The 26,591-nt window shown below is 46.4% G+C and carries 27 protein-coding genes and 1 other annotated feature; of the genes, 4 read left to right on the top strand and 23 right to left on the bottom strand.

Going from position 1 to position 26,591, the window contains the following annotated elements; genetic code table 11:
* Positions 1-53: 53 nt before the first annotated feature.
* From aspS to ACSNJE_RS01810, 5 genes are all read right to left on the bottom strand, one after another.
* On the bottom strand, positions 54-1,841 hold the full coding sequence (gene aspS / locus ACSNJE_RS01830) for an aspartate--tRNA ligase (RefSeq protein ID WP_495251859.1): 1,788 nt from the start codon (positions 1,839-1,841) through the stop codon (positions 54-56).
* Between the two features lie 39 nt (positions 1,842-1,880).
* Positions 1,881-3,140 (bottom strand): histidine--tRNA ligase, encoded by a 1,260-nt coding sequence (hisS, locus tag ACSNJE_RS01825; RefSeq protein ID WP_495251858.1) that lies wholly within the window; start codon positions 3,138-3,140, stop codon positions 1,881-1,883.
* 75 nt (positions 3,141-3,215) lie between these two features.
* Positions 3,216-3,444: a binding site (T-box leader), on the bottom strand.
* 94 nt (positions 3,445-3,538) lie between these two features.
* A complete protein-coding gene (locus tag ACSNJE_RS01820) occupies positions 3,539-3,910 on the bottom strand; it encodes a hypothetical protein (protein WP_013120784.1) in 372 nt (123 codons plus the stop codon).
* Between the two features lie 214 nt (positions 3,911-4,124).
* Positions 4,125-5,627 carry a coproporphyrinogen dehydrogenase HemZ gene (hemZ, locus tag ACSNJE_RS01815; protein ID WP_495251857.1) on the bottom strand — a complete coding sequence of 501 codons (1,503 nt, stop codon included), beginning with the start codon at positions 5,625-5,627 and terminating at the stop codon, positions 4,125-4,127.
* Entirely contained in the window at positions 5,611-6,213 is a 603-nt protein-coding gene (locus ACSNJE_RS01810) for a GNAT family N-acetyltransferase (protein ID WP_474773252.1), read from the bottom strand. Before ACSNJE_RS01810 ends, hemZ begins: the two co-directional genes overlap by 17 nt.
* 56 nt (positions 6,214-6,269) lie before the next feature.
* Here ACSNJE_RS01810 and spoVB point away from each other — a divergent pair, with 56 nt between their 5' ends.
* Complete coding sequence (gene spoVB, locus ACSNJE_RS01805; protein ID WP_474773253.1) at positions 6,270-7,829, top strand: stage V sporulation protein B; 1,560 nt, start codon at positions 6,270-6,272, stop codon at positions 7,827-7,829.
* Here the strand turns inward: spoVB and surE are convergent.
* The 3 genes from surE to folE are packed head-to-tail and all read right to left on the bottom strand — an operon-like array spanning position 7,815 to position 9,460.
* Entirely contained in the window at positions 7,815-8,582 is a 768-nt protein-coding gene (gene surE / locus ACSNJE_RS01800) for a 5'/3'-nucleotidase SurE (RefSeq protein ID WP_474773254.1), read from the bottom strand. The two genes, spoVB and surE, sit on opposite strands and share 15 nt — an antisense overlap.
* Before the next feature lie 48 nt (positions 8,583-8,630).
* Positions 8,631-8,852, bottom strand: coding sequence for a YpmA family protein (locus ACSNJE_RS01795; protein WP_013120789.1), 222 nt, complete (start codon positions 8,850-8,852; stop codon positions 8,631-8,633).
* Positions 8,853-8,893: 41 nt separating this feature from the next.
* On the bottom strand, positions 8,894-9,460 hold the full coding sequence (gene folE, locus ACSNJE_RS01790) for a GTP cyclohydrolase I FolE (RefSeq protein ID WP_013120790.1): 567 nt from the start codon (positions 9,458-9,460) through the stop codon (positions 8,894-8,896).
* Positions 9,461-9,654: 194 nt separating this feature from the next.
* Here folE and ACSNJE_RS01785 point away from each other — a divergent pair, with 194 nt between their 5' ends.
* Positions 9,655-10,668: a DUF2225 domain-containing protein gene (locus ACSNJE_RS01785; RefSeq protein ID WP_495251856.1), complete on the top strand. Its 1,014-nt coding sequence runs from the start codon at positions 9,655-9,657 to the stop codon at positions 10,666-10,668.
* A 222-nt stretch (positions 10,669-10,890) separates the two neighbouring features.
* Here ACSNJE_RS01785 and ACSNJE_RS01780 read toward each other — a convergent pair whose 3' ends face one another.
* Entirely contained in the window at positions 10,891-11,532 is a 642-nt protein-coding gene (locus tag ACSNJE_RS01780; RefSeq protein ID WP_013120792.1) for a hypothetical protein, read from the bottom strand.
* Between the two features lie 102 nt (positions 11,533-11,634).
* Here ACSNJE_RS01780 and ACSNJE_RS01775 point away from each other — a divergent pair, with 102 nt between their 5' ends.
* On the top strand, positions 11,635-12,729 hold the full coding sequence (locus ACSNJE_RS01775) for a GGDEF domain-containing protein (protein WP_495251855.1): 1,095 nt from the start codon (positions 11,635-11,637) through the stop codon (positions 12,727-12,729).
* Positions 12,730-12,752: 23 nt separating this feature from the next.
* On the opposite strand, the gene ACSNJE_RS01770 is transcribed toward ACSNJE_RS01775, so the two are convergent.
* The 11 genes from ACSNJE_RS01770 to ACSNJE_RS01720 form a co-directional block, all read right to left on the bottom strand.
* Positions 12,753-13,976: a tetratricopeptide repeat protein gene (locus ACSNJE_RS01770; RefSeq protein ID WP_013120794.1), complete on the bottom strand. Its 1,224-nt coding sequence runs from the start codon at positions 13,974-13,976 to the stop codon at positions 12,753-12,755.
* Between the two features lie 158 nt (positions 13,977-14,134).
* On the bottom strand, positions 14,135-15,391 hold the full coding sequence (locus ACSNJE_RS01765; protein ID WP_495251854.1) for an NAD(P)/FAD-dependent oxidoreductase: 1,257 nt from the start codon (positions 15,389-15,391) through the stop codon (positions 14,135-14,137).
* A 15-nt stretch (positions 15,392-15,406) separates the two neighbouring features.
* Positions 15,407-17,314: an anaerobic carbon-monoxide dehydrogenase catalytic subunit gene (gene cooS / locus ACSNJE_RS01760; RefSeq protein WP_495251853.1), complete on the bottom strand. Its 1,908-nt coding sequence runs from the start codon at positions 17,312-17,314 to the stop codon at positions 15,407-15,409.
* The gene (locus ACSNJE_RS01755) at positions 17,315-17,815 is read right to left on the bottom strand and encodes a 4Fe-4S dicluster domain-containing protein (protein WP_495251852.1); all 501 of its coding nucleotides are present in this window, start codon (positions 17,813-17,815) and stop codon (positions 17,315-17,317) included.
* Positions 17,816-17,941: 126 nt separating this feature from the next.
* A complete protein-coding gene (locus tag ACSNJE_RS01750; protein ID WP_474773260.1) occupies positions 17,942-18,979 on the bottom strand; it encodes a tetratricopeptide repeat protein in 1,038 nt (345 codons plus the stop codon).
* Between the two features lie 273 nt (positions 18,980-19,252).
* Positions 19,253-19,375 carry a hypothetical protein gene (locus ACSNJE_RS01745; RefSeq protein ID WP_474773261.1) on the bottom strand — a complete coding sequence of 41 codons (123 nt, stop codon included), beginning with the start codon at positions 19,373-19,375 and terminating at the stop codon, positions 19,253-19,255.
* Positions 19,376-19,564: 189 nt separating this feature from the next.
* The gene (locus tag ACSNJE_RS01740) at positions 19,565-20,698 is read right to left on the bottom strand and encodes an ABC transporter permease (protein ID WP_474773262.1); all 1,134 of its coding nucleotides are present in this window, start codon (positions 20,696-20,698) and stop codon (positions 19,565-19,567) included.
* 7 nt (positions 20,699-20,705) lie between these two features.
* A complete protein-coding gene (locus ACSNJE_RS01735; protein WP_474659353.1) occupies positions 20,706-21,470 on the bottom strand; it encodes an ABC transporter ATP-binding protein in 765 nt (254 codons plus the stop codon).
* 54 nt (positions 21,471-21,524) lie between these two features.
* Positions 21,525-22,553: an HlyD family secretion protein gene (locus ACSNJE_RS01730; RefSeq protein WP_495251851.1), complete on the bottom strand. Its 1,029-nt coding sequence runs from the start codon at positions 22,551-22,553 to the stop codon at positions 21,525-21,527.
* Positions 22,554-22,592: 39 nt separating this feature from the next.
* Entirely contained in the window at positions 22,593-23,345 is a 753-nt protein-coding gene (locus ACSNJE_RS01725) for an ABC transporter permease (RefSeq protein WP_495251850.1), read from the bottom strand.
* 2 nt (positions 23,346-23,347) lie between these two features.
* Positions 23,348-24,328, bottom strand: a complete 981-nt coding sequence (locus ACSNJE_RS01720; protein WP_013120804.1) for a daunorubicin resistance protein DrrA family ABC transporter ATP-binding protein — start codon at positions 24,326-24,328, stop codon at positions 23,348-23,350.
* 114 nt (positions 24,329-24,442) lie between these two features.
* Here ACSNJE_RS01720 and ACSNJE_RS01715 point away from each other — a divergent pair, with 114 nt between their 5' ends.
* Positions 24,443-24,841: a TIGR04086 family membrane protein gene (locus ACSNJE_RS01715; protein WP_052217214.1), complete on the top strand. Its 399-nt coding sequence runs from the start codon at positions 24,443-24,445 to the stop codon at positions 24,839-24,841.
* Between the two features lie 117 nt (positions 24,842-24,958).
* Here the strand turns inward: ACSNJE_RS01715 and ACSNJE_RS01710 are convergent, their stop codons facing one another.
* From ACSNJE_RS01710 to ACSNJE_RS01700, 3 genes are all read right to left on the bottom strand, one after another.
* On the bottom strand, positions 24,959-26,023 hold the full coding sequence (locus ACSNJE_RS01710) for a two-component system sensor histidine kinase NtrB (RefSeq protein WP_495251849.1): 1,065 nt from the start codon (positions 26,021-26,023) through the stop codon (positions 24,959-24,961).
* 115 nt (positions 26,024-26,138) lie between these two features.
* A complete protein-coding gene (locus ACSNJE_RS01705) occupies positions 26,139-26,276 on the bottom strand; it encodes a hypothetical protein (RefSeq protein ID WP_160315529.1) in 138 nt (45 codons plus the stop codon).
* 162 nt (positions 26,277-26,438) lie between these two features.
* Positions 26,439-26,591, bottom strand: a 153-nt coding sequence (locus ACSNJE_RS01700; RefSeq protein ID WP_495251976.1) for an iron-sulfur cluster-binding protein, incomplete at its 5' end; no start/stop codon positions are given.

The raw sequence follows: 26,591 nt of genomic DNA, 5'->3' as shown, positions 1-26,591 counted from the left end.
AGGGCTCGCCGATTATTCCACCGAATTGCACTGTTAATTCAGGGAACCACAGACTATTTTGGGGCCACCACATTAAGTTTGATATGTAGTTCTCTTAACTGTTTTGCCGTAACCTCCGAAGGAGCCTGCGTCATCAAATCTGTAGCGCTTTGTGTTTTGGGGAATGCGATTACATCCCTGATAGAATCCCGACCGGCCATAAGCATAACCATGCGGTCGAGACCAAAAGCAATACCGCCATGCGGAGGCGTTCCGTATTCAAAAGCTTCCAGCATGAACCCGAATTTTTCAATAGCTTCTTCCGGCGACAAGCCAAGGAGAGTAAACATTTTTTCCTGTACCTGCCGGGAATGAATCCGGATACTGCCACCACCGAGTTCCACCCCATTGAGGACCACATCGTAAGCCTTGGCCCTGACCACCAACGGATTGGAATCCAACAGGGGAATATCTTCATCCATCGGAGAAGTAAAGGGATGGTGGATGGCCACATACCTTCGTTCTTCCTCGTCATATTCGAGCAGGGGGAATTCAACAATCCATACAAATTTAAATACCTTATCGTCAATCAGGTTTAGCCTCCTGGCCAGCTCGACCCTCAGATGACCCAGGGCATCTGCCACTATCGACGGCTTGTCGGCAACAAAGAAAAGCAGGTCTCCCGGCTCTGCCTCGAACCTTTCCAAAATGACTTTAATTTCTTCTTCTTTAAAAAATTTCAAAATCGGCGACTTGAGTCCGTCTTCCGTTACCACAATATAGGCAAGGCCTTTGGCGCCGTATATACCCACAAATTGCGTCAGGTCATCAATTTCTTTGCGGCTGAACCCGGCACAGCCCTTGGCATTAATTCCTTTGACCTGACCGCCACCGGCAGCTACGGAAGCGAAAACCTTAAAATCAGAGTCTTTGACTATATCGGTAAAGTCTTTCAGTTCCAGACCAAACCGCAGGTCGGGTTTATCTGAACCATACCTGTCAATAGCTTCTTTGTATGTTAGACGCTCAAAGGGCGTTATAATCTCTATTCCTGCCGCCCTGAAGGCATGGGCCAGCATTTCTTCTGTTAAAGCCAGGACATCATCTATATCAACAAAAGACATCTCCATATCTACCTGGGTAAATTCCGGCTGGCGGTCGGCACGTAAGTCCTCGTCACGGAAACAACGGACTATTTGGAAATATTTTTCCATGCCCGCCACCATTAAGATCTGCTTAAATATTTGCGGCGACTGGGGTAAAGCGTAAAATTTCCCGGGATTAACCCGGCTGGGAACCAGGTAATCGCGCGCTCCCTCCGGCGTACTCTTGGTAAGCATCGGGGTCTCAATTTCCAGGAAACCGGCCTTGTCGAGAAACTCCCGGATCGCCATGGTGGTTTTGTGCCTTAAAATCATATTCCGCTGCATATCGGGCCGCCTTAAATCCAGGTAACGATACTTCAGCCTGAGGTTTTCATCCACGTCAACATCTTCTTCGATGTAAAAAGGCGGAGTCTTGGCTTTATTTAAAATGCGCACTTCCAGGCAGTTAACATCTATTTCGCCGGTAGGCAGGTTTTCATTAACAGTTCCTTCCGGCCGCGCCACCACCTGTCCCCTTACTGCCAATACATATTCAGACCGGATGATCTCTGCCTTGGCAAAGGCTTCCTTATCCACATCGGGGCTGAAAACCACCTGGACCAAACCAGAACGATCACGCAGGTCAACAAAAATCAGGCCCCCATGGTCCCGCCGACGTTGTACCCAGCCCATAAGCACAACTTCCTCGCCAATGTTGGTCTTCCTTAATTCTCCACAATGATGGGTCCTTTTTAATCCTTTCAGCGATGCCGTCATTCCTTCTCCTCCTTGCACTTTTCCTGGTCAAAATTACCTTTAGTCTATCTTTTTTAAATAATTTATTAATTCGTCAAGGGCTATTTCTTCCTGCTGCCCGTCGGCCATGTTTCTGACAGCGGCAATTCCCCGGTTCAGTTCGTTTTCCCCGAGGATAACCACATATTTAGCCTTGAGTCGGTTGGCAAATTTCATTTGTGCCTTGAGACTGCGGTTCAGGTTATCTATTTCAGCAGCAAGGCCGCTCCTGCGCAGGATATCCAGTATCCGGAAAGACTTCAGTTTAGCCTCCTCGCCCAGAGGAGCCAGGTAAATGTCACACCTGTTTTCCACAGGAATTTCGATACCCTGCCTTTCCATGGTGGCCAGGATTCTTTCCAACCCGAGAGCAAATCCTATACCGGGCGTGGGCGGCCCACCCACCTGTTCTATCAGGCCGTTGTAACGACCCCCACCGCCAATGGAACTTTGGGCCCCAATATCAGCGGCCATAATTTCAAAGGCCGTTTTTGTGTAGTAGTCCAATCCCCGAACCAGGCGGTCATCAATTATGTATTCGATACCGATGGCATCTAGGTAATTTTTTACTTTTTCAAAATGCTCCCGACAATCGTCGCAAAGACAGCTCAGAGTAGTTGGCGCCCCTTCGCTTACCAACTGGCAGGCTTCTTCCTTGCAGTCAAGAATACGCATGGGATTGCGGTCGTACCTGGACCGGCATAAAGCACAAAGCCTGTCCAATTTCCCAGCCAAAAATTTCTGCAGTTCCTCTCTATGCTTCGGTCGGCATACAGGACAGCCCACACTGTTGATATGCAGCTCCAGGTCCCGCAAACCTAACCGGTTGTAAAAATCCATGGCCATACTGATTACCTCGGCATCAACCACCGGGTCATCGCTGCCGAAAACCTCCACTCCAAACTGGTGAAACTGCCTGTATCGCCCGGCCTGCACATTGGCATACCGGAACATAGGTCCCTCATAATAGACCTTTATGGGCAGCGGCTGGGCATAAAGCTTGTGTTCCACAAAAGCCCGCACGGCCGATGCCGTCATTTCCGGACGCAGGGTCAGGCTGCGTTTTCCCTTGTCCTGAAAGATGTACATTTCCTTTTCCACTACGTCAGTGGTATCGCCAACCCCGCGTAAAAACAATTCCGTATGTTCAAATATTGGCGTTCTGATTTCTGCATATCCATACTCACGGCAGATTTCCTTGATAATTTTCTCTAGGAAATGCCATTTTTCCACCTGCCCGGGCAGAATATCATTTGTCCCTTTAGGACCCGTTGTTAACATTTATGACACCTCGCTTACCGAATAATGTGCCGATAACAAAAATTAAACTCCCGTCTCTGACAATAACTATTTATTGACAGGGACGAGAGTTAAAAACCCCGCGGTACCACCCTGGTTGGACAATTTGCATTAATTGTCCCCCTCAGACTTTTTAACGGTAGTCAACCGGAAAAACCTACTAAAATAATGTTCAGTATTCGACTTCCGGGTGTTTTTTCGCTGACATTTTTTAAAGATACTTTCAGTCACGGTATCTTCTCCCTGAAAAAAAGAGGTCAGTTACTCTCCCGTTCATCGTCTTTGCTCTTTATTAATTTACAGATTCAATTTCAATTATAAATTTTATCCAAATATACAGCGCTTGTCAACCTGACCCACGTATGTATTTCCTTGGCCGCTTAGAGGCTCCAACGCCACTTTATCCGGTCGCCCTTTAAAACACCCTTATTTACCGGGAGCCAGGCAAAGTGGGACGGAATTTTATGAGTCGGGTTTTTTAATACGATATGAATTGCTCCTACACAGGCGCCAAAATAGTCGTAGCGCAACATTATAATGTCTTCATCAGGTACCGGTAAACTCTCCCTGAACTTTTTTAAAATCTCTTCTCGGGTGGCAGCTCCTATTTCCGGCCGCCTGGGGTTCCAAACAGATTTATAAACGTACCTCTTTTCGTCATCGGTCAAACGCATCCATTCCTCAAAAGTCAAGTCTTTCGCCAGCTTCGCCCGGTCCAACTGTGTACTTCCCTCAAGCATAGTCAGACTCATAAAATCACACTCCTTTGTGTGGATTTGCCCGCCATTTGTTCTCATTTTCACAAACCATGTAAAAATTTAACCTGCATATCCCGTAATATCTTATTCAAGTACCCGCCAATTAAATGCAAAATGAACAAAAAATATATTGCAGCCACTTAGTTTGAAAATGACTTGTCATATTTATACAAATTTTCTTCTTCATAGAGCTTTCTACAAATGGCCATCATTTTCCTTCCCTTGCCTGGTATTTATTTTTTACCTGTTCAAGCCTGGATATCTTTTTTTCGAGCAGTTCATCCACGCGATTTATATAAGCTTCCGGGTCTTTCGGGTTATAAAGATTTGTCAATGTCCAGTCGGCAGGGTTGACAAATTTGGAACCGGCTCCTGCTCCCAAACCGATAATGGTCTGTCTTTCCTCGATAACCTGGATATTATAAATACAGTCATAACCCTCCACAGCATATCCCCTGTTTTCCGTTGGACCGACCATATATTTCTGCCTGTAAAGGTAGTAAGGGTGCATACCCCATTTCTCCGTATATTCCTCTGTAATTGCCAGCATTTTGGTTATTTCCGTTTCTTCAGGCAATTCGTACCGTTCCCTGTTCTCCCGAATCTGGGACGCCCTTTTCACAGCCAGGGTATGTACCGTAAGATTTTCCGGCGCCAGGGGTTCAATTTTCAGTAAAGTATTTTCCACATCAGGCGCTGTTTCGCCGGGTAAACCAATGATGATATCCATATTAATATTATTAAACCCTGCTTGCCTGGCCATTTTAAAGGCAGATTCAATATCTTCGGGCGTATGCAGCCGGCCGATGTTATTTAACGTCCTGATGTTCATGGACTGGGGGTTAATACTTAACCTGGTAACCCCCAATTTCCTGCTTACAGCCAGTTTTTCTCTGGTCAGCGTATCAGGACGTCCGGCTTCAAGGGTTATTTCCCGCACCGTTGTAAACGGAATTGCTTTATCCAAGGATTCCAGCAGTTCTGACAGTATTTTCTCCTCCAGGGCGGTAGGCGTTCCGCCTCCTAAATAAATGGTCTGCACCTGCCAGCCTTCCGCCCGCAGAAAGCCGGCAATCCCAGCAATCTCCTTTTTCAAAGCAACCACAAAAGGAGCAATCATACCGGCGTATTTACTTACCGGGTACGCCGGGAAGGAACAGTAGGCACACCTGGTGGGGCAAAAAGGAATCCCCACATAAAGACTGACGGTTTGTTCCGCCTCTTCAGGCCCTAAAATGTATTTGCGGTTGTTTAACGCCACTTTTAAAAGACCCTCAGCTTTGACTTCGTCCATATCATAACTTTTCAACAGATGTTCTCGTATTGTCTCTTTGTCCCATCCCATATCCAGCAGGCGGTGAACTATTTTCGTGGGACGAATGCCTGTAAGGATTCCATAAGGTAGGGGTTTCAACCCGCATACCTTCAGCACAGACCTGTATACGGCCTGTTTAACCATGCGTTTGAGCTGGTTATGAGCTTCCCCGGCAATCAAAACGTCTTCTTTAATACATTCCATGTCCCGGCTCCCGCCTTTTACTACCGTTGCCCCGGCGAAAAGTTTCCGCCCGGATGTTGCGGTAATACTTATATCCAGGTCAGCCTGGCTTAAAAAACCAGGCGCCACAAATTCAACGGGCCCCAGCAGCGCCCGTAATATATCATGGCAGACCCGGTCGAAACCTTTTTCCGCATTAATTCTGACTTTCATGCTTTTTCCCTTCCCCTGGTCCGGCCGGGATACCCACTATCGCCGCCAATTCTTTTCGCCGCTGCAGAAAATCTTTTTTCAGCAAGCCCATTAGGATGATATCAATATATGTACCGTTTTTGTAAAGTCCTTCCCGCTGGACTCCTTCCTGGACAAAACCAAGTTTTTCATAGAAGCGGCGGGCCCGTTCGTTATATCGAAATACTTCAACTCCTACCCGGTTAAAGCCCAGCTTGTTAAATAAATAATTGATAACAGTAAGAAGAGCGTCGGTACCATATCCCTGGCCCCAATATTTTTTTTCTCCGATAAGCATACCCAATTCTACTTTCCTGTTAAATTTATCGATTTCCGTTACAGACATAAAACCGATGGGAACACCCTTTTCATTCTCAATTATCAACCGCAGGACGCTGTATTCTTCCAACTGGCGTTCAAATCGCTTCTCTTCCAGCTCCAGTGTAGTTATGACTGGATTGCCACACACCATTTCCCCAATTACCGGGTCGTTTTTCCATTTCACCAAAAGTGGTAAATCTGGCCTGGCTATTGTACGTATCGACGTCTTCTTCCCTTCCAGGTGCATGTGCTGCCTCTCCTTTTCTTGGGAATGTAATCGAAGTTTTCTCATAATTATAGTATATGAGGTCCAGGTCTTTTTTTATCGGAACTTTAATATTAGCTTTAGCTGCGGGCATCAACCGCCTAATGGGGTTCGTGTTTCAGGCGGCAGTTTACCGCTTGATAGGGCCGGAGGGAATAGGCCTTTTCAACTTGGTTTATCCTGTTTATATTCTTATTTTAATCATTACAACGGCCGGAATCCCCCTGGCCGTTTCCAAAATGGTAGCTCAGCATCTCGCCCAAAACAATTTCCGGGCCATCAAAAAAATATTTCGTGTTGCCTTGTTCCTGGTTTTCTTCAGCAGCATCTTTTTTACAACCGTTACCCTGGTCCTTTTCCCTTACCTGGTAAAATACATCTTTTACGACCCCCGTGTATCCCTTTGTTTTGCCGCCACTATTCCAGGGATATTCATTGTATCCCTGAGTTCTGTGTTCAGAGGTTACTTCCAGGGCTTACATGATATGGCTCCCACAGCCACAGCCCAGGTCATTGAGCAAGTAATCCGCATCACAAGCGGGCTGCTTCTTGCCTATTACTTGCTGCCCCGGGGAATAACACTGGCCGCAACCGGCATCGCAGCGAGCGGAATTATCGGTGAGTTTTTCGGTTTCGGCGCCTTAATAGTCATGTACCTGAAACGGCATAGGGGAGGTTTGTCCGGGAGCGGCGCCTATCTGCGCACAAAATATATTCTGCACGAATTTTTTAATTTGTGCGCACCCATTACCGCAGGCAGGTTTATCTCTACATTACTTGTTTCCGTCGATGCTTTTGTAATTCCCAGGCGGCTGGCTGCAGCAGGTCTTACAAGCGTTGAGGCCACCAAGACCTTTGGTCAGTTTACCGGTGTGGCTTTAACATTGATCTCTATTCCCACGCTTTTAACAATCTCCCTGGCTACATCTCTGGTTCCGGCAATTGCCGATGCCGAGGCCAAGAATAACCTCACTTTACTGCGCAGCCGGTCAGATGATGCCATCAGGGTAACATTTTTGGCCGCCCTGCCTTTCTGTCTGTATTTTTACCTGTTTGCCCAAGAATTAACTCAATACATTTTTAATGCCCCGGAAGTCGCCGGACTGGTTCGAATTCTGTGCTTAGGAGCGCCTTTTCTGTATATTATACAGACAACAACAGGTATCCTGCAGGGATTGGGTAAACCCCTGGTCCCCGTAAAAAACATGATCATCAGTTCCGTCCTCAAACTGGCAGGCATCTGGCTTTTGACCGCCAATCCTAACTTATCAATCAGAGGTACCGCTTATTCTTTTGTCTTGTTTTTCGTCTCTGCTGCATCCTTAAACATCATATCCCTGGCACGCCTGTCCAGGTTTCATTTACCCAGAGGCGTTACCCTGTCCAAAAGCGGTTTAGCGATATTGTGCCTTTGTTTAGTGTCGGCCATATTAAGACAACTATGCTTAACCTGGGACCTTTGGCAACCCGTCTCCCTAGTTATCATCGCTATCCTAGGTTTTCTGATTTACTTTTTCATCTTGCTGCTAACGGGTTTAATAACCAGACAGGACATCAGGAGGTTCTCTTTCCTGCGCAAATACCTACCCTTCCAGTGAAAGATTCCATTCCTGCAACTTCTTTATGAGCTGATAATTGGTAATGTCAAATACAATCGGTGTAACGGAAATTTCGTTACGTTTAACAGCGTTAATATCCGTATCCGGACCTCCGGCCAGGTCCACTGCCTCGCCGGCCATCCAGTAATAATCCCGTCCCCTGGGGTCTTTTCTCTTTTCAAAAGTATTTTTGTATATCCTTTTTCCCAACTTGGTGACGGTAATGCCCTTAATTTCCTTTTCTGGCACAGCGGGAACATTAATATTTAGCAGGGTTTCATCAGGCAGACCCTTCTCGACAACCGCTTTCACAATTTGTATAGCTGCTCTGGCCGCCAGTGTATAATCTTCCTTCTCGTAGCTGGCCAAAGAAACAGCAATGGAAGGTATACCGTGGATTACTCCTTCCAAAGCAGCCGAAACAGTACCCGAATAAAGAACATCGGTTCCCAGATTTGGTCCAAAATTGATACCGGAAACCACGATATCCGGCCTTTTCGTAAGCAATCCTTCCAGGGCCAGCTTTACACAGTCAGAGGGGGTCCCGTTAACTGCATATCCTTTGGTGGAACTGTTGGAATACCTTATTTCGTCAACTCTTAACGGTTTATGCACGGTAATGCCATGCCCTGATGCACTTTTGGGCCGGTCGGGGGCAACAATAACCACTTCCCCAACAGTTTCCATGGCTTCTCTCAAGGCCTGAATCCCTGCCGCATTAATGCCGTCATCATTACTCAATAAAATCTTCATTTGACCACCTCTACGCTAAATGCTTGGGGAAACCCCAAGCATTTTCTTTTAAACTTCATATATAGATATTGTCATAGTTTTCTTTTCTGTATTCTTGGTCAGACCAAACATTACCTTTTTATGTTTCAAGGTTTTGTTCAAAAAATCAATTACCTTGTACATCTGGTCATATTCACCAAAACTTTTAGCCGCAATTAATTCCAATTTATCCTTATCTTTTTTCTCAGTATTTGGATTGGCCTTTTCAAGGTTTTCGTTGTTCGTATCCATGTCACCCTCCGTTTATTTTATTCCTGATATATTTCATTATGCTACTTTTGGCTCCTGATTAATGCAAATGCCTCCGCCCTTGTAGCTTCCTGCGTCTTAAACAGACCGCGCACAGCGGAGGTCACTGTCATGGAACCAGGTTTTTTGACCCCCCGCATGGTCATACACATATGCTCAGCTTCCACAACTACAAGGACACCTAATGGATTAAGGCTTTCCATAATAGCTTCGGCTATCCCGCAGGTCAGCCTTTCCTGAAGTTGAGGCCGTTTGGCAATAGTTTCGACAGCCCTGGCTAATTTGGACAGGCCGGTAATTTTCCCTCTACGGGGAATGTAAGCTACATGAGCCCGCCCGAAAAAGGGCAGTAGATGGTGCTCGCACATGGAATAGAAGGGGATGTCTTTTACCAATACCATTTCTTCATGATCCTCGGTAAATAACACCTTCAGGTGATCTTTCGGATCTTCTTCCAGCCCTGAAAATATTTCCTGGTACATCCGGGCCACCCTTTTGGGGGTATCCACCAGACCCTCGCGGGTAGGATCCTCTCCAATGGCTTCTAAAATCATTTTTACGGCCTGCTCCAGCTTTTGTTGGTCAAACATATTATCCTCTCCTTATTATAACTGTCCTGGTGGGTCCGGTATAACGCACAGGCAACAAATTTGCGAAATATTTTTACTTTTTCTACGAAAGAATAATATTTCCTCCTGTTTCGCACCGAAAAATTATTGAAAGAAGGAAAATGTCATAAAAAATCGAATATTTTAGGTAAGTACTGGTAAAAGGAGGAATTAAAGTGGTCAGCGCATTTTTCGAGCAAGTAAAAACCTGCCCGGTATGCGAAAAAAAGTTTACTGTTACCAGGGTAAGGAGTTCTGCCTGCTATGTCATGAAAAGAGAATCGGACTTCAATACCATTTACAGGGATGTCAACCCGGTCCACTATACCGTTTGGGTTTGTCCCCATTGCCAGTACGCGGCACCGGATAAAAACTTTTCCGACGAACTTCGCCCGGCCGAACTGGAAAGGCTAAAAAAGGGGTTGGCGCTCCTGCGCACCAATGAACCTGATTTTAGCGGCGAACGGACTCCGGCTGTTGCATTAAGGTCATTCGAGCTGGCTATCCGCACCGCTCAGATAAGGCAGGCGGGTCCGGGTTTTAAAGCCAGCCTCTATTTAAGGGCAGCCTGGATCTGCAGGGAATTGGGCAAAGAAGAACAAGAAAAAGAAATGCTAAAAGAAGCTTTAAATCATTACAAAGAATCTTTTGAAAAAGAAGTGAATCTTGCTTCCAGACTAAGCGATGTCAGATTAATGTACATTATCGGTGAACTTAACCGCCGCCTGGGCTATCTTGACGAGGCTATTCAATGGTTTAGCCGGGCAGTAATGAACAAGGATATTAAACACGAACCTGAGCTGGAAAGAATGCTGAGAGACCAGTGGGACCTGGCCCGTGAGGAAAGAAAAAAAGTGGACAGCGTACCGTTAAAGGAACAATCTAAAGATAGCCAATTCGGTGATAACCAGGCAGAAAAAACAGAAGAGCCATCCCAACCCCTGACTTCTGCCACCCCTAAGCCCAGGCACCGGAATAAGGTAAAGATGTTTGCCAGTATTTATACGGACCAGGTAGAGTGGTTAAAGGAAATGTCCAATTTATGCTATAATAAAACCCAGGTACTGTTGGGAAAAGAAGCCGTTTTACGTGCCGTCCTTGACGCCATTATAGAAGCAAATATACAAATTGAAGGTTCTGATACCGAAGAAGGCCTGAAGGAACAGATACTGAGTGTAATAAAAAAATAGCCGATTAGATTAATCGGCTCAGATTGAAGACAAAGAGTTACATAGTAGGACAAAGGGAGGTTAAATGATTCCTCCGCTCTGGGCGAAATCTCCATCGGATAACCGCTCCCGCTTCCGCGGGTCGCGGACCGATGGACGATTTTAGCCCCGCTCCGGAAAACATTTAACCTCCCCTGGCCTTTATCGACAGTGTGAGCCGATCAAATTAATCGGCTATTTTTTTTAAGGGGTTTCGGGGTTATAGGGTGGGAGCTTGATTTTCTGCAGTTCTTTATGGTATCCCTGCAGCCTCAGGAAAGCGTCTTCTGCTTCTCTGCCGTTAAAATCAAGGCCCGGCTTGATTAAAGTGGCGTATTCTGTGACCATCCGGTCCAGGACTCGTACTGTTTCATTTAGAGTCTTGATCTGCTGGGGAGTTACCGGTTTTCCTTCATCAATCTGCTTGTTTAATGGTTCCAGCAAATCACTGTATAGGTGAGAAAATACATCCCTTTTTTTCATCACTATGTTCAACATAGGCTGAGCAATAATGTCTTTTTTCATCGCCGGTGATATGCTTTCCAGCTTCGTCAGCCGGTCATATTCGTATTCAGTAGGAAAAACCATCGCCTGCAGTGCGCCAATGGTGATGCCCAAATACTGCGGTTTAGACGGATTAATACTGTATTTATAAAGTGAACCCCTGATAATTGTCAATTGAGTATAATCTTCGGCGATAGCGCCACTGAGTCCTTGAACAGCATCATCTTTTAATGCTTTTTGATAATCCAACTTCTCTCCGTCACCGTTACCGGAGCAGCCAAATGAAAAAAAGAGAAATAAAAATATCAAAAATACTTTTAAAAATCTTTTTCCAGTAATCAAAAATGACCCTCCCCGGGGATACTAGTTTTAATATTCTATTTCTGTGTCTTACTGGCAAACTCCTCTTTTTGCAACCATTACTTTTGGAGGCCCTGACTACATATGAAACCGTTGCCGGAGAACAGGTCCGAACTTTTCATTACCAGAATGCGATGGCTTGTCGTATTGGGAAGTCCGCTTCTTTTTTACCTTTCAGGTTTAAATACAGGCTTGGTTTTATGGGGCGTGGTAATTGGCACTGCTCTGGTTAATTTTTATGTTCATTTTTACATGCTGTCGCAGCCCATTAGCCGAAACTGGTCGCACCTTCTGTCCGTTTTAGATACCCTTTTTGTATCGACCATGCTTTTTTTACGGGGCCAACACCAGACTGACCTCCACCAGTTATACTATTTTCTGATCCTGGTATTGGGAATCCGTTACGGAGTAAAGAAATATTTCGGTCTTGTTTTCGTTATCAGCATTATTTACCTGGCCGTTTCCTTGACAGGCGCAGCTTTTTACCGTACCGGCATTGACAAAGTACAACTGGCTACCCAGTTAATTTACTTTATAGCTTTCGGTATCCTGGCCTCTTTCATTTTGCAGCGGGAATACGAACAACAGCAGGAAAAAGAGGAACTCATCAAAGAACTGCAGGCGGCATACCGCCAGTTATCTGCCTATAATGCACAAGTGGAAGAAATGGCCATCAAAGACCCTTTGACTGAATTATATAATTACCGCTATTTTGTTGGCCGTTTGCGCGAAGAAATCCAGTGGGCGCAAAAGTACAACAAACCTCTTTCCTTAATCCTGCTGGACATTGATTATTTTAAACAGTTTAATGATACCTATGGCCACCCGGCAGGAGATGCCGCGCTGAAAAAAGCGGCCAAAATCTTCCAGGAAAACATCCGTGACCGCGATATAGTGGCCAGGTACGGCGGCGAAGAATTTTTTGTACTGTTACCGGATACTGCCGTCGATGAAGCTTATCTCTGTGCGGAACGAATCAGGAAAGCCATCGAAAAAACCGATATAAAGGTGGAAGAAAAAAAAGCCACTGCCAAAATTACTGTTAGCGCAGGTGTGGCAACTCTTTCAACCGGGACCCGTACTGTCAAAGACCTTCTCCAAGTGGTTGACCAGGCCTTGTACCAGGCAAAAAAACTTGGCCGCAACAAAACACAAATTTATAGGCCCGAGGGCTTTTAAATCCCCGAGCCTTTTTCCGCCTTTTACGACGCCTTCCCCGTGAGGCCGAAAGCGCTATTATAACAGTCAACGGCTTCCTTTACCCGGCCCAGTTCTTCCATGAGCGCCCCTTTACTGGTCCACGCCCCCGTATGCCTGGGGTTAAATTCTATAACCCGGTCAAAACAGGCCAGCGCTTCATCATATTTATTCATTTTCGCCAGGCATTCTCCCTTATTTAATAACAGTATATCGTTCCGTGGGTCAATTTCCAGTGCCTGCTCATAAAATCCGAGGGCTTCCTCATGCCTGCCCATGGCATCAAGGCACAAGGCCTTATTATTAATAAGGGTAACGTCTTCAGGTGCAATCTCCAAGGCTTCATCAAAGCATGCCAGCGCTTCTTCATGCCGCCCGGCTTTGCCAAGGCACGTTCCCTTGTTGCTCAGCAGGTCCACATCCTTTGGCGCCATTTCCAACGCCCGGTCATAACAAACCAGAGCCATTTCATACCAACCCAGTTCCACCAGGGAATAACCTTTGTTATTCAGCAGGTCCACAGTGCAATACTCCGCCTTTTCGGCTTCTTCATAATATTCCACCGCTTTTTTGTGGTAACCCACCTTGCTTAAACAAAATCCTATATTAGCCTTCAGAACAGGTCCGTTATCCTTGAGCTGTTCCAGCCGCAGGAAACATTCCAGGGCTTCCCCGTACTCTCCCAGTTCAATCAGGCACAATCCTTTGGCATGCAGAGCTTCTTTGTTTTTCGGGTCATAAATAAGAGCTGTATTGTAACAACTCAGCGCCTCCTTCACCCGCCGTTCAAGGTAATAGCAGTTGCCTTTGGCCAACAAGGTCTTGACAGATTTCGGTTGAAGCACCAAGGCCCGGTTATAGGAACTTATGGTTTTATCCGATGAACCCAGGTTGGAGTATACCTCTCCCAGCCACATGAAATATTTGGGTTTATCATTTCTGATTTCGGCCGCCCTTTGAAAATATCTGGCTGCTTCCCGCAGTTGGCCTTTTTTCAGGTGGACATGTCCCAGCCGGTAGTGGACAATTGACCATGAAGGAGCCATACTCAAAGCTGACAGGTAATTTTCGTGCGCCTTGTCTATTTCGCCCAGGGCCTCATATACAAACCCTGCCATAGTAAGATAAGCCGGTTTACTGAAAATACTCCTGGCCAGCAGGGCTGACTTTTGCAGCACGCCCACCGGATCAGGCTTGAACTCTTCCTTGGAAACCTTACTTTCCAGCACAGATTTATCTCTCCCTTCCATAATTGTTGGGGAGAATTTCTATTGTTTTAGCAAGATTCCCTGCTGATTTTTCCAACTTTCGTACGTCAAATTCTTGCCTGAAACGATAGCAAAAACCCCCGAAAAGTGTAGCTTTTCGGGGGCAAAACCGTTCCTGGCTATAAGGCGCCTGCAAATTTGGACGCTGACAATTTTGGATAATTAATTCGGCCCATACAAATTTCATCTTTATATGTCGATACGTCAACCTGTTCTTTAACCAGGGCAGACAAAATTCCCGCTTTTTCTGTGCTTCCCAGCAGTATGAAACCAACCAGCTTGTCGTCACGGAAAACAATTCTCCGGTATTCCGGTTTTGCTGCATTTAAGTACTCGTATATTTCCAACTCCTGACCGGCCCCATTGCTTAAGCCCGCAGCAATAATGGACAGGCCGCCCACATTTACGGAATTCATAGTCAAGGCGCCGGTATATTTTTTCCGCCTCCCGGCCATATTCATACCGGCGGTTTTTCCTTCCTCAACAGCAGCAGGCCATAAAGGAACCAATTCGGCTGCACCGGCGAGTATCTTCCGCTTTTGGGCCACATCTCCGGCGGCATATATGTCGGGTATATTGGTCTCCATGTAATCGTTAACCGGTATTCCCCGGTCACATTTAATAGGAGTGTTCATTACCGGTTCAATATTCGGTCGAACTCCGACAGCCAGGATGACAGCATCTGCCTGCAGGCGGCTACCGTCGGATAACTCCACTTCATTTATGTTGTCGGCCGCATCCTTGGCCACTTTATTGATGGTTTTTCCAGAGTAAAATTTAATACCGACCTTCCGGGCAAGGCATTCTTCAATTAACTTACCGGCCTTCTGATCCAAAAAACCCGCCAGTAAATGCGGAGCCAGGCCCACCAAAGATACATCGATGCCTCGTTGGCCCAATGCCTGAGCAGTAGTTACCGCCACCAACCCATCACCTAAAACTACCGCCTTTTTTATTATTGGCAGGTTCTGTTCTAAGGTTTTGGCATCGTCCAGGGTCCGCAGGGTATAAATCTGTCCTGTTCCCTCAAAGGTCGCCCTGGGGACTATGGCTGATGCTCCTGTGGCAAGCAACAGTTTATCGAACTTAACCGTCTCCCCGTTGGACAGGAGCACCTCCTTTACAGAAGGCCGCACCTGTACCGCCCTGACACCGGTTTTCAAAGTAATGTTTAAAGCCTTAACCTCAGCCTCGGTCAATAAAAACATCTGGTCTTCCCTCACCCGGCCGGACAGATAATAAGTCAACAGGCACCGGGAATAAACGCTATGGGGTTCCTCCGTTATGACGGTGATTTCCGCCCTGTCGTCTGCTGCACGGATAGCCCGTACGGCAGCCAATCCGGCGGCACTAAAGCCAATGATAACGTGTCGCATGGGAATCCCCCCATCTTATATCCCGAGCTTGGCGCGTTTATCTTTAATGTGCGCGATGATTCCCTGGGCCGCAGCTATGGGGTCAGTCTCCACATAGAATTTTCCACCCAGCAGGTTTTCGGCCGTTTCTCCCGTGAGCGCGCCGGCCACCACCTGGCTGCCCAGTACAGGCGGAACAACACCCAGGTGGGTAAATACTCCCAGTGCCACTGCCCAGGTGCCGATAGCAATAGCCTTTTCATGCTGGTATTCGGGGGCCGATGCTGCTACCGGCAGGTCTTTGACGGCTACATTCAGGTAAGCAGCTAATGCTTTGAGCAAGTCGCCGATACGGGAATTATCCACACAACTGCCCATATGCAACACCGGCGGCAACGGCGCCTTTAACCCGGCTGCCTCACCCACCGCAGTCAGTACAGCCTTAAGGCTGTCACCGGCGTACTGCAAAGTGGCCTCCGGCGTCAGGAAACCTGCCTTCCCAAGGGCATGGGCGGCACAACCGGTGGCAACAACCAGCACGTTGTTTTTCAATAACTCCTTCACCAGGGCTACATGGAAGGAATCCTGCACCACCTTGGCGTTGTTGCATCCCACTACGCCGCAGGCTCCCAGAATATTACCGTTAGCAATATTATCAACCAGCGGCTTTAAAGGATTGTCAGCGTTCAGTTTGGCCAGGGCGCCTACCACAGCCTCTACGCTAAACCCGGCCACTACTTTGGACCTATGACCTGGAATCCTGACCTTCTCCGGGTCTCTGTTTTTATAAGCTTCAATAGCTATGCGCACTATTTGCCGGGCTGTTTCATCAACTTTTTCTATATCAAAGGGCACATGCTCGGCACCGGGTACTTTGGCTATGGGCATGGTCGTAATCAGTTTGGTATGATAGCAAGCCGTTATGTCAGCCAGGGACGGCATGATGCACTGTACATCCACCACCATGGCATCAACCGCTCCCGTTGTTACGGCCAGTTCCTGGGCCAGGAAGTTGGTGGCCAGGGGTACCCCCTGCCGCATCAAAACCTCATTGCCCGTACAGCAGATTCCCGCCAGCTTAATCCCCCTTGCTCCGGCAGCTATGGCCTCGTTTTCCAGCTTCCGGGCCCACTCCACCACTTTTTCCGACAAGAGGGGAACATGACCGTGAATAATAATGTTAACATAATCTGCATCAAGCACACCTAAATTTGCATCCGATACCACAGGGCTGGGTGTCCCAAAGAGGATGTCCTGAATATCAGTAGCCAGGTGCAGTCCGCCGTAGCCGTCAACCAAACCCATTTTAACCGTAGCCAGTATCAGGTTGACAGGGTCAGAATCCACACCCATGCTGGTTTGGTGCATGGCCGTGCGGATCTCCCGGTCAGGATTTTTGGGTAATAAACCCAGCTTACCCCATGTTTCCACCCGCTCGGCGGGAGCAGTGGCAGTTAGCCATTTCATGGGCGCAGCGCCATGGTTGGCAAAATCAGCAAAGGCTGCCTCCGCAACTTCTCTGGCCAGGGTATTTTTGTCTTTTCCATCCACAGAAATACCTAATTTACCGGCAACAGCTTTTAATTTTGCCTCATCTTTTATTTCATAGGGCGCCTTCCCCACGGCAGCCTGGTATAAAGCTTCTACTGCCTCATAAGCGTGGTCAATATGGGCCGCTGCCCCACCTGTCGCGGAACGCAACAGGTTGCGGGCCACCATCAGGTCGGCATTGGCGCCGCATATGCCCTTTTGCGGTCCTTCGCCAAAGGGATCTATACGGCATGGTCCCTGCACGCAATTTCTACAGCAAATCCCCAGCAAACCAAAGCCACATTGGGGCTGTTGACTTGCAAATCTATGCCAAACAGTCTCTAATCCGTCATTCTCCGCTTTTTCAAGTAATTCCGGAACTGCCGGATCGATAGAAACATCTTTAACACTCATTTATCTCCCCTCCTCCTGATAGAAAATGTTGCTCAAATAACTTACCCGCCTGTTTTTACTGAAGTCATCAACAGGTAAATACATAATGGCCTTAGTAGGACAAGCCTTTACACATTGCGGATCCCCTGTTTCCGAACACCGGTCGCACTTGACCGCCACCTTGCCTTGCTTGTCCTGGCCCAGGGCGCCGAAAGGACAGGTCATCACACACATCCAGCAGCCCACACACCTGTCGGCATGGTGCATGACCACGCCCGTATCCGCATCTTTCTTCAAAGCTCCGGCCATGCAAGCCTGCACACAGGCAGGTTCCTCGCAATGCCGGCACTGCACAGGAAAATTCAGGCCGTTCCCCTGTTCGACAAAAACCCGTTGCCGCGGCTTATGCGCTTCCGCGATGGCGGTAAACAGGTTTTGGGTTACCGAATGTCCAACAGCGCAGGCAATTTCACAAGATTTACAGCCAAGGCATCGTTTTACATCGACAAGAATTTGTTTCAAGAAAACCCCTCCCTTCCGTTTTCAATTCAATAGCCGATTATTTTAGGTTAATTATCTATTTTCTGTTTTCTTTTACCTTTCCTGTCTGAATTCAACAAAATATTTTTATTTTTCACATAATACAAATTAGGGCGTGTTTTGTGACCAGCGTTTTTTCAACAAGAGAATTTTTTCTTCCAGTGACTGGCCTTCTTCCAGCCCCGGACCAACACCCTTTTCGGTTATTTCCTTCACATAACCCGTTCGTTCCAGATATTGCCGTGCCTTTTTATGGCCGGGTAACCGCTTTAGCACGGCCACAAAGTTTTTGGCAGCCAGTTCTTTTTCCTGCAGGCAAAAATAAGCATACCCCAGGTAATAATAAGCTGCCGGGTTCCGCTTGTTCAGTTGGATGGATTTGTGCAAAGCGGCTACAGCTTCCCAGTATTGTTTATTTTTTATATAGGAAATACCCAGGTTTTTCCACAAGTAGGCAGCTTTGGACGAGCACTGTACAGCCTTCCGGTGATTTTTAATTGCTTCAGTGATGTTATTGGTACGCCAGTGAATGCGGCCAATCTGGTCATAGATGTATTCCAGCTTGGGGTTTATTTCGAGGGCTTTTTGGAAAACAGCCAGGGCTTCTGCCGTCTTGTTCATACCCTGAAACGCCAGGCCCAGTTGGTACCAGGCAAAATCAAAATCAGGATTATAAGCTACCGCCTTCTCCAGGTATTCTTTCGCCTTATCCCACTGACCTAAGGTATTATGTACCTTGCCCAGGTAAAAATGCGCCTTGGCGTGGTTACTTTCCAAAGCAATAACTTTTTTCAAAAGTTCCTGGGATTTATCCAGGTCCTTTATTTCCCAATACAGATAACCGAGCCGGTAATAGGCCTGTACGTAATCAGGATTAATATTGATTGCTCTTTGGAATCGAAGAACGGCATCGTCATATCTTTTCTCTTTTAAATATATGTAACCCAGCCCGTACTCCGCCAGGTAGAGGTCCGGTTCCACGGCCAGGGCTTTTTTGTAGGTTTCTTCCGCCTCCCTGTACATGCCGGATTTTGCCAGGGCATACCCTAACCGGAGCAAAGCCGCCGTATCATTGGGGGCATTGGCCACCGCCGTTTTATAAAATTCCACTTGTTGCTTTAAGGAGTTTTCCTTTGATTCTCTCATAGGCCAAAATCACCTCCCTAAAGCATATTAGGCAACAACTGTAGTTAGAACAACAATCAACAAAAAATGGAGAGCATATTATTCTTCCACTCACGGACGAAATCTCCTCCGGCAGCCGCTCCCGCTACGTGGCTCGCGGGCCGGAGGACGATTTTAGTCCCCGTTCCAGAATAATATGCTCTCCATATACCGCGAAAACAGGAGGACGATTTTAGTTCCCGCTGAGAATACTATGCCCTCATGATACAAGAGGAGAATAGAGAGTTAACAGACTTAAGTTTTTTTCAGCAATTTGGCCATCGTCTTGTAAAGGGCCACAAACAGGCCGCTGCCCATGATGATCAACCCGGCGGCTATAAGAAGAGCAATGACGGATACAATTTGCACCCAAAGCATATGCAACACCTCAATGCTATATATCGGCATTTGCGCAAAATACTTTAGCCATGAAAATTAAGGCGACAAATTACCGCTGTACCGGTGAAACAACCGTTGCTCTAATACTACGAAATGCCGCTGTGGAGGTAAACAACCGTTGATTCACCATACAGCGGCTATTGCTGTTACAAAACAACTTACGGCTACTCAATCCAGACGTTTGCTCAGGCGGAGGGCGGCCATGGTAATGATGGAAACACTGAAAGCCGCAAGGATAGAAGCGTTTTTCCAAAGGTACTCCAGACCGACACCTTTTAAAATTATGCCTCGCAAAATTTCCAGGAAATACGTAAGCGGCAGTAAGGCACCCAGGAACTGCACAAAAGGCGGCATAGAATCCCTGGGAAACATAAACCCCGACAGCAGTACACTGGGTAACATCAGCAAAATACTCATCTGCATGGCCTGCAACTGGGTTTTTGCTACCGTGGAGATGAACATACCGAAACCTAAAGCCGCCAGTAAAAATACAAACGACAAAAACAAAAGAAGGAAAAGATTTCCCCTTACAGGAACATCAAACCAGAAGGTTCCCACCATGAGGGCCAGCAGAACATCCATAAAGGCTATCACCACGTAGGGAACCAACTTACCGGCAACAAGTTCAACGGGCTTTACCGGGGTAATAATCAACTGCTCCAGTGTTCCCCGCTCCCTTTCCCTCACCAGGGCAAATCCGGTGAGCATAACGGTAATATTCTGCATAATCAAGCCGATCAACCCCGGGATATTAAATTTTACACTTTCCATGTCCGGGTTATACCATATTCTGTAGCGCAAATCGATAGACTGCCGGGCATCAACGGGCAGCCCCGTTTTTTTGATATCCTGCAGCTTCAAAACAAAGGATTTATGCTGGGCTATTACCTGAGCCGCAGACAGGGCCGTCCTGGCCACCAAGGGGTCGGACCCGTCCACCAGCAACTGCACCTGAGCGCTGTCCTTCCGCTTCAACCGTTTGGTATAATCGGGCGGAATAATCAGGCCCGCCTTGGCCGTACCGCTGTCGATCTTGCTCTCCACATCCCTGTAATATTCAACAAACTCCTGGATAATAAAATATCCCGAATTGGTAAAGGCATCCACTAACTGCCGGCTTTCCGCTGTTTTGGCCTGGTCAAATACTACTATAGATATATTCTCTACGTCTGTCGTAACAGCATAGCCAAACAACAAAAGCATCATTACCGGCATAACAAAAATAATGGCTAAACTGGCCCTGTCCCTTTTTATCTGGATTATTTCTTTCACTATGATAGAACGCAGCCTTTGCCAGTTCATAAAATTATCATCCTTCCCGCCGGAACCTTTTCTGTACGGCTTCCAATTCTTCTTTACCCACAAACGAGATAAACACACCTTCCAGGCTTTCTTGTCCAAATTTCTGTTTTAGTTCTTCAGGCGTGCCAAATGCTACCAGATTGCCAAAATGGATTAATCCAACAGTATCGCATAACTCCGCTTCATCCATATAATGGGTAGTTACAAGAATGGTCATTCCTTTACCGGCCAGGTCCTTGATAATTTCCCAGAAAATCCGCCGAGAAACGGGGTCCACACCGGCTGTAGGCTCATCAAGAAACAAAAGAGACGGGTTATGCAGCAGGGCGCATCCAAGGGCCAGTCTCTGCTTCCATCCCCCTGACAAATTACCGGCTAAATGTTTTTCCCGACCGTGCAAGTTGGCTAATTCGATAATTTCCTTTTTCCTTTTTTCTGCCGTTGCCCCGGAAAGTCCGTATATCCCGGCATAAAATGCGATGTTTTCTTCTACGGTCAGGTCTTCGTAAAGACTGAACTTTTGGGACATATAGCCGATATTCTGTTTAATCTGTTCCGCTTCCCGCACAATATCAAACCCCAATACCCGGCCCTCCCCTGACGAAGGGGTAAGAATGCCGCACAACATGCGGATAGTGGTTGATTTACCGGAGCCGTTGGCGCCCAGAAAACCAAAAATCTGTCCCCGCTGGACCTGAAAAGAAATATTATTTACTGCCGTTAAAGAGCCGAATTTTTTGGTCAGGTTAATGACTTCAATTGCCTTCTCCATCTTACCAACCCCAATCCAAACATGGGCCTTTTTCGTTACGGTTATGGCTGACGCCTACAATTTTATTGTTATATCTGCGGGTAGGCCCGGTTTAAACTTCTCAATTCCTTCTTTAATTTGAATTTTTACGGCAAAGACTGTCTTGACCCGTTCCTCCTTAGTCTGCAGATTTTTGGGCGTGAACTCGGCCTCCGGTGAGATATAGGAGACTTCCCCAGCAAAACTCTGACCAGGATAGGCATCTATGGAAATCAGCGCTTTCTGGCCTAATTTAATTTTTGGTATATCCTTTTCAGGAATATAAACCTGCACCCATAAATTCTCCGGTTGAAGCAATGTAACCACGCTAGCCCCAACAGCGGCAAATTCCCCTTCTTTGAAATTCACGCTGCTTACCACCCCGTCCACCGGAGACGTAATAATTGTCTTCAACTGCTGCACCTTGGCCATTTCCAACGCAGCCTGGGCCTGAGCCACCCCTGCATCGGCCATGTTAATTGTTTCCGCCGTAGCGCCGTTGCGCAGCAAGGATAACTGCTGCCTGGCGGCATTCATTTGCGAAACATAAGCCTCAAGCTGAGCTTTTACATTCTGCAGTTGCGCTTCAGCGTTATCAAGCTGCTGCTCAGTGGCCGCCCCGGCTTTATACAGGGCCTTGATTCTCTGGTAATTTGCCTCGGCATTCCGAACCATAGTTTTAGCTCCGTTCACAAGGGCCGCCACCTGCTGCACATTGGCCTCCGCCTGTTTAATAAGTTCATCCCTGCTGCCGCTTTTTGTCTCCCGCGCCTTAGCTTTAGCGGCCGCAACAAGGGCTTCGTTTTGCTTAACCTGCAAATCATAAACAGAAGTATCTAATTTGGCCAAAATATCGCCTACTTTTACTTTTTGGCCTTCTTCCACTTTTATTTCCTTCAGTTTGCCAGGCACCTCGGCCGCCAGGTCTATTTCGGAAGCTTCTACTGTGCCGGAAGCAAAAATCTCCTTGTCCCCTGTCTTTCCCGCACCGCTCACTTTATAAAGGGCGCCTATACTGATAAAAAGGACAATAATTAAAATAAAAACAAGCGGTTTCCTAGGCATGACCTATTTCCCCTTTCTTTGCCCGCGGGCAATCTTACCCTATCCTTCTTTATTAAACAAAAATACAGCTATGAATATTGCCAACATGCAGAAAACGGCCAAAACAACTATATCCTGGCCTATACCCATCTCATTGGCCCCTATCAGCATCCCTTTAAGAGCATCCACACCGTAAGCCATGGGGTCAATGCGGGCCATCAATTTCATCCACAATGGCAGGTTGTGGATTGGAAACATGGCCCCGCTTAAGAAAAACATTGGCATAATCAAAAAGTTCATGACCAATTGAAAACTATGAAAGGATTGCATTTTAGCCGCAATGACAATGCCACCGGATGTGACGGTGAAAGAAATGAAAAGCAGCAGTAAAATTGTTTTTATAATCACTGGCGCCTGTAAGTTTACCCCTATCAGGGGAGCAAAGAGAAGTACCATGACCCCCTGCAAGGTAGCTGTAGTACTGCCGGCCAGGGCTTTACCGATTACCACAGCAGTCCTTGGCACAGGAGCCACCAGCACTTCCTTCAAAAACCCAAACTCCCGGTCCCAGACGATTGATATTGCTGAAAAAGAGGCAGAAAATAATACCGTCATGGCTATGACTCCGGGAAACATGAACTGTACATAGTCCACATTCATAGGCCCCCGAAAAGTAGACCCTATCCCCTTGCCCATAATAAACAGCCATACAGCGGGCTGGACCAGCGAAGTAACAATGCGGGCCTTTTCACGCCAAAACTTTATTATCTCTCTCTGCCAGATAACATAAATGGCCCTCAGGGCATCACTCATATTTATCTCCTCCTGGCCCTTCTTTTCTGAATCATTATTTCCCTGCCGGAGGTCAGATTTTCATCTCTGATATTTCGCCCCGTGAGATTCAGGAAAACATCGTTCAGGGTAGGTTTATGTACCAGGACAGAAATAATGTTTCCCTGTAAAACCGCGCCAATTTTATATAACGCCTTTTCCCCTTCACTGATACCTAAAATAATTCTATCCCGGTCCAAAATTACCTTGTCTCCGAATTGCTCTTTCAATAATATAAAGGCGGCCTCGTTATCTATTGCCTTTATTTCAAGAAACTCTGACCCAAATTCACGTTTCAGCTTTTCCGGAGTGCCTTCGGCCACAATTTCACCGTTATCAATCACCGCAATTTGACTGCAGTTTTCGGCTTCTTCCATATAATGGGTAGTTAAAAAAATGGTGATGTTTTCTCTTTTTTGCAGCAGGCCGATATAATCCCAAATATGAGCCCTGGTCTGCGGATCCAGGCCGATAGTAGGTTCATCCAAAAACAGCACCTTGGGATAGTGTAACAGACCCCTGGCAATCTCCAATCGCCGCTTCATGCCCCCGGAAAAGGTCTTCACTATGCTATCTTTTCTGTCATAGAGCTCCACCAGGTCCAAAACTTGTTTAATCCGCTCCCGGATAACACTTCTGGGAACGCCGAATAGTACGGCATGAAAAAAAAGGTTTTCCGTGGCCGTAAGGTTTTCATCGAGACTGGGGTCCTGAAAGACAATACCGATTGACCTGCGGACAGCCTTTGGATTTGCCACAACATCGCAGCCATTAAGTATTACCCTGCCCCGGGTAGGTTTCAATAGGGTGCATAAGATCTTGATAGTAGTAGATTTCCCGGCGCCGTTGGGACCAAGAAAACCGAAAGTTATCCCCTCAGGCACATGAAAGGAGACGTTTTTTACCGCTTCCACGTGACCAAAACTTTTCGATAAATTTTCTACCTCAACGATATTTTTCGGCAAGTGTTATCACCACTTTTCTGTAGTTAAAAGAATTAACAATTATTCCACTTCTTTATGACATATTTGCCGTCATTTTTAAATAGTAATTTTTAAAAAGCACAAGGAGGTGACACTTTGTTGACAAAATTTTCATCCCCACCTGTATCAAGGCCCTTCAATTTTAACTCAACTCTTTTAGGTACTGCTCTAGCTTTTATAGTAGCTGTTTTGTTGATAGTTGTCAGCGGTACAATATTATATTTTTCCCCGGCAACGGACAAATGGATTCCTGCATCGGGCCTGTTAATATTTTTCCTGAGTGTTTTTTCCGGCAGCTTCTTTGCAGCCAAAAAGGCCGGGACTAAAGGTTTGTTCCACGGTTTAGGCGTGGGTGTCCTGTTTTTTGTTCTTTCCCTGATAATTGGGCTGTTTCTGGGAGCAGAAATTATGGGCCTGGCCGTAGGCAAAAAACTTATTACAGCCCTTTTGGCAGGAAGTTTGGGCGGCATTTGGGGAGTAGGGGATAAAAGCTGATGGCTCTTATTAACACCAAATGCTTGCTCCCGTTTTTCACTAGCGCTTAAAAACCTTAGTTTTTCAAAACTAAGGTTTTTGTCTTTATATGTATACCAACTGCTACTCATTTCACAGCTATGTAAGGGGCAGAATAACCCTGAAGGTTGTACCTTTACCTACCTCACTCCGTACTTCAATTTTCCCTTCGTGGTTTTGTACTATCTTGTAAGATACGGTCAACCCCAATCCGGTACCGTCAGCCCTGGTTGTAAAAAAGGGGTCAAAGATTTTCTCCAGTGTGAAGGGGTCAATTCCCTGCCCTGTATCAGAAATAATAACATGTACTTTGTTCTGGACAGCCTCATATTCTGTCTCTATAGAGAGCAGTCCCCCGTTGGGCATGGCATAAATTCCGTTTTTGCATATATTTAATAAAACCTGCTTAATTTGTTCCCGGTCTATTGCGACCAAGGGTAGCCCCTTGGCATAATTCGTTTGTATCTCAACCCCGTAACGGCCCGCTTCAACCTGTAACAAGCAAACTACCTCTTCTATCAGTTTGTCCATAGCTGTGCCCTTTTTTATTGGCAGTACAGGTTTAGCCAGTAGCAAAAACTGTTTGACTATGGCGTTAGCCCTGTCGATCTCTTTTTGCATTATTTCCAGGTATGCCTTTTTAGGATCTTCCGGGCCAGTATTTTGGGCAAATAATTGTAAAAAACCCTGCACAGAAGTGAGTGGGTTTCTTACTTCGTGGGCTATACCGGCAGCCAACTCTCCGATAGCAGAAAACTTTTCCGTCTGATACATCTGTTCCTCCAACTGCTTTTGCGGTGTAATGTCCCGTAAACTCAAACAAGCTCCAATGACCTGACCTTCGGAGTTTTTCACCAGATCAGTGTAAGCCATAACGTTAATAGGACCGGAAGCGGACTCAATCACAGCCTCCACATGTTCATAAACGGACCCGCTGTGCAGAGTGCTGAGAAGTAAACTGTCCGTATTACCAGTCATATTCTGCAGAACGGAAAAAGGCCGGTAAAGTACCTCCCGCGCAGAAACACCAAATATATTCTCCGCGGCCTCATTAAATATGACCAGGTCTTCATCATTATTGATAGCTACAATTCCAGTACTGGAACATTCAATGGTATAATAATAAAAATCCTTAATGTTAAAACCATCCCGTTTTGATGGCATGGTTAAAGGCCCCCCACCAAAAAAACTCGTCTACAACATTTTCTCCTTTTTTCTACATTCTCCTTCCTATGCTTGGCAATTTTATTAAACTCCCTTTAAATAGGCCGCTGGTCACTTACCATCTTTGCAAGAAAAAATTAATTAATAAAGTGGCCACACCACCGATAATAAAGGCAAATCCCAAATAAAGACGAAATGATCTGGCAGTATATTTTCTTTCCGGACGTTTCTTGGTTTTGGCTAAACCACCCATATAGTCACCCCTGCTCAAATGTTTACTAAACAATATTCCGTTTGGTGACGTATATGAGTAGAAATGTGAAACAATCATTTTACCTCAAAGCATAAGTTTCTAAATACTAAGAAATAGGGCTGTTCTAAAATTTACTGTTAGAACAGCCCCGTGTTTTTCTTTTTAATATTCAGGTGGCAACTTCTGAATCTGGGCCGCGTTAAATACCGGTCCGTCAACGCAGATATACTTCTCGCCAATGTTGCAACGTCCGCATTTACCTACGCCGCATCTCATGTTCATTTCCAGGGTAGTGATGATTTCCTCAGGTTTAAA

Source organism: Thermincola sp. GK-1, assembly GCF_059412445.1.
The sequence above is the reverse complement of the archived record's forward strand: the minus strand, read 5'-3'. Positions and strand labels throughout refer to the sequence as shown.

Bases quoted from the DNA above. Each gene is read 5' to 3' on its own strand.
- ACSNJE_RS01795 (WP_013120789.1), bottom strand. From the start codon at position 8,852: ATGGATACGAACAACGAAAACCTTGAAAAGGCCAATCCAAATACTGAG.
- folE (WP_013120790.1), bottom strand. From the start codon at position 9,460: ATGTTTGACCAACAAAAGCTGGAGCAGGCCGTAAAAATGATTTTAGAA.
- ACSNJE_RS01765 (WP_495251854.1), bottom strand. From the start codon at position 15,391: ATGCGACACGTTATCATTGGCTTTAGTGCCGCCGGATTGGCTGCCGTA.
- cooS (WP_495251853.1), bottom strand. From the start codon at position 17,314: ATGAGTGTTAAAGATGTTTCTATCGATCCGGCAGTTCCGGAATTACTT.
- ACSNJE_RS01775 (WP_495251855.1), top strand. From the start codon at position 11,635: ATGAAACCGTTGCCGGAGAACAGGTCCGAACTTTTCATTACCAGAATG.
- ACSNJE_RS01810 (WP_474773252.1), bottom strand. From the start codon at position 6,213: ATGCACCTGGAAGGGAAGAAGACGTCGATACGTACAATAGCCAGGCCA.
- ACSNJE_RS01725 (WP_495251850.1), bottom strand. From the start codon at position 23,345: ATGAGTGATGCCCTGAGGGCCATTTATGTTATCTGGCAGAGAGAGATA.
- ACSNJE_RS01730 (WP_495251851.1), bottom strand. From the start codon at position 22,553: ATGCCTAGGAAACCGCTTGTTTTTATTTTAATTATTGTCCTTTTTATC.
- ACSNJE_RS01740 (WP_474773262.1), bottom strand. From the start codon at position 20,698: ATGAACTGGCAAAGGCTGCGTTCTATCATAGTGAAAGAAATAATCCAG.
- hisS (WP_495251858.1), bottom strand. From the start codon at position 3,140: ATGTTAACAACGGGTCCTAAAGGGACAAATGATATTCTGCCCGGGCAG.
- ACSNJE_RS01705 (WP_160315529.1), bottom strand. From the start codon at position 26,276: ATGGGTGGTTTAGCCAAAACCAAGAAACGTCCGGAAAGAAAATATACT.
- ACSNJE_RS01710 (WP_495251849.1), bottom strand. From the start codon at position 26,023: ATGCCATCAAAACGGGATGGTTTTAACATTAAGGATTTTTATTATTAT.
- spoVB (WP_474773253.1), top strand. From the start codon at position 6,270: ATGAGGTCCAGGTCTTTTTTTATCGGAACTTTAATATTAGCTTTAGCT.
- ACSNJE_RS01750 (WP_474773260.1), bottom strand. From the start codon at position 18,979: ATGAGAGAATCAAAGGAAAACTCCTTAAAGCAACAAGTGGAATTTTAT.
- ACSNJE_RS01735 (WP_474659353.1), bottom strand. From the start codon at position 21,470: ATGGAGAAGGCAATTGAAGTCATTAACCTGACCAAAAAATTCGGCTCT.
- ACSNJE_RS01820 (WP_013120784.1), bottom strand. From the start codon at position 3,910: ATGAGTCTGACTATGCTTGAGGGAAGTACACAGTTGGACCGGGCGAAG.
- aspS (WP_495251859.1), bottom strand. From the start codon at position 1,841: ATGACGGCATCGCTGAAAGGATTAAAAAGGACCCATCATTGTGGAGAA.
- hemZ (WP_495251857.1), bottom strand. From the start codon at position 5,627: ATGAAAGTCAGAATTAATGCGGAAAAAGGTTTCGACCGGGTCTGCCAT.
- ACSNJE_RS01745 (WP_474773261.1), bottom strand. From the start codon at position 19,375: ATGCTTTGGGTGCAAATTGTATCCGTCATTGCTCTTCTTATAGCCGCC.
- surE (WP_474773254.1), bottom strand. From the start codon at position 8,582: ATGAAGATTTTATTGAGTAATGATGACGGCATTAATGCGGCAGGGATT.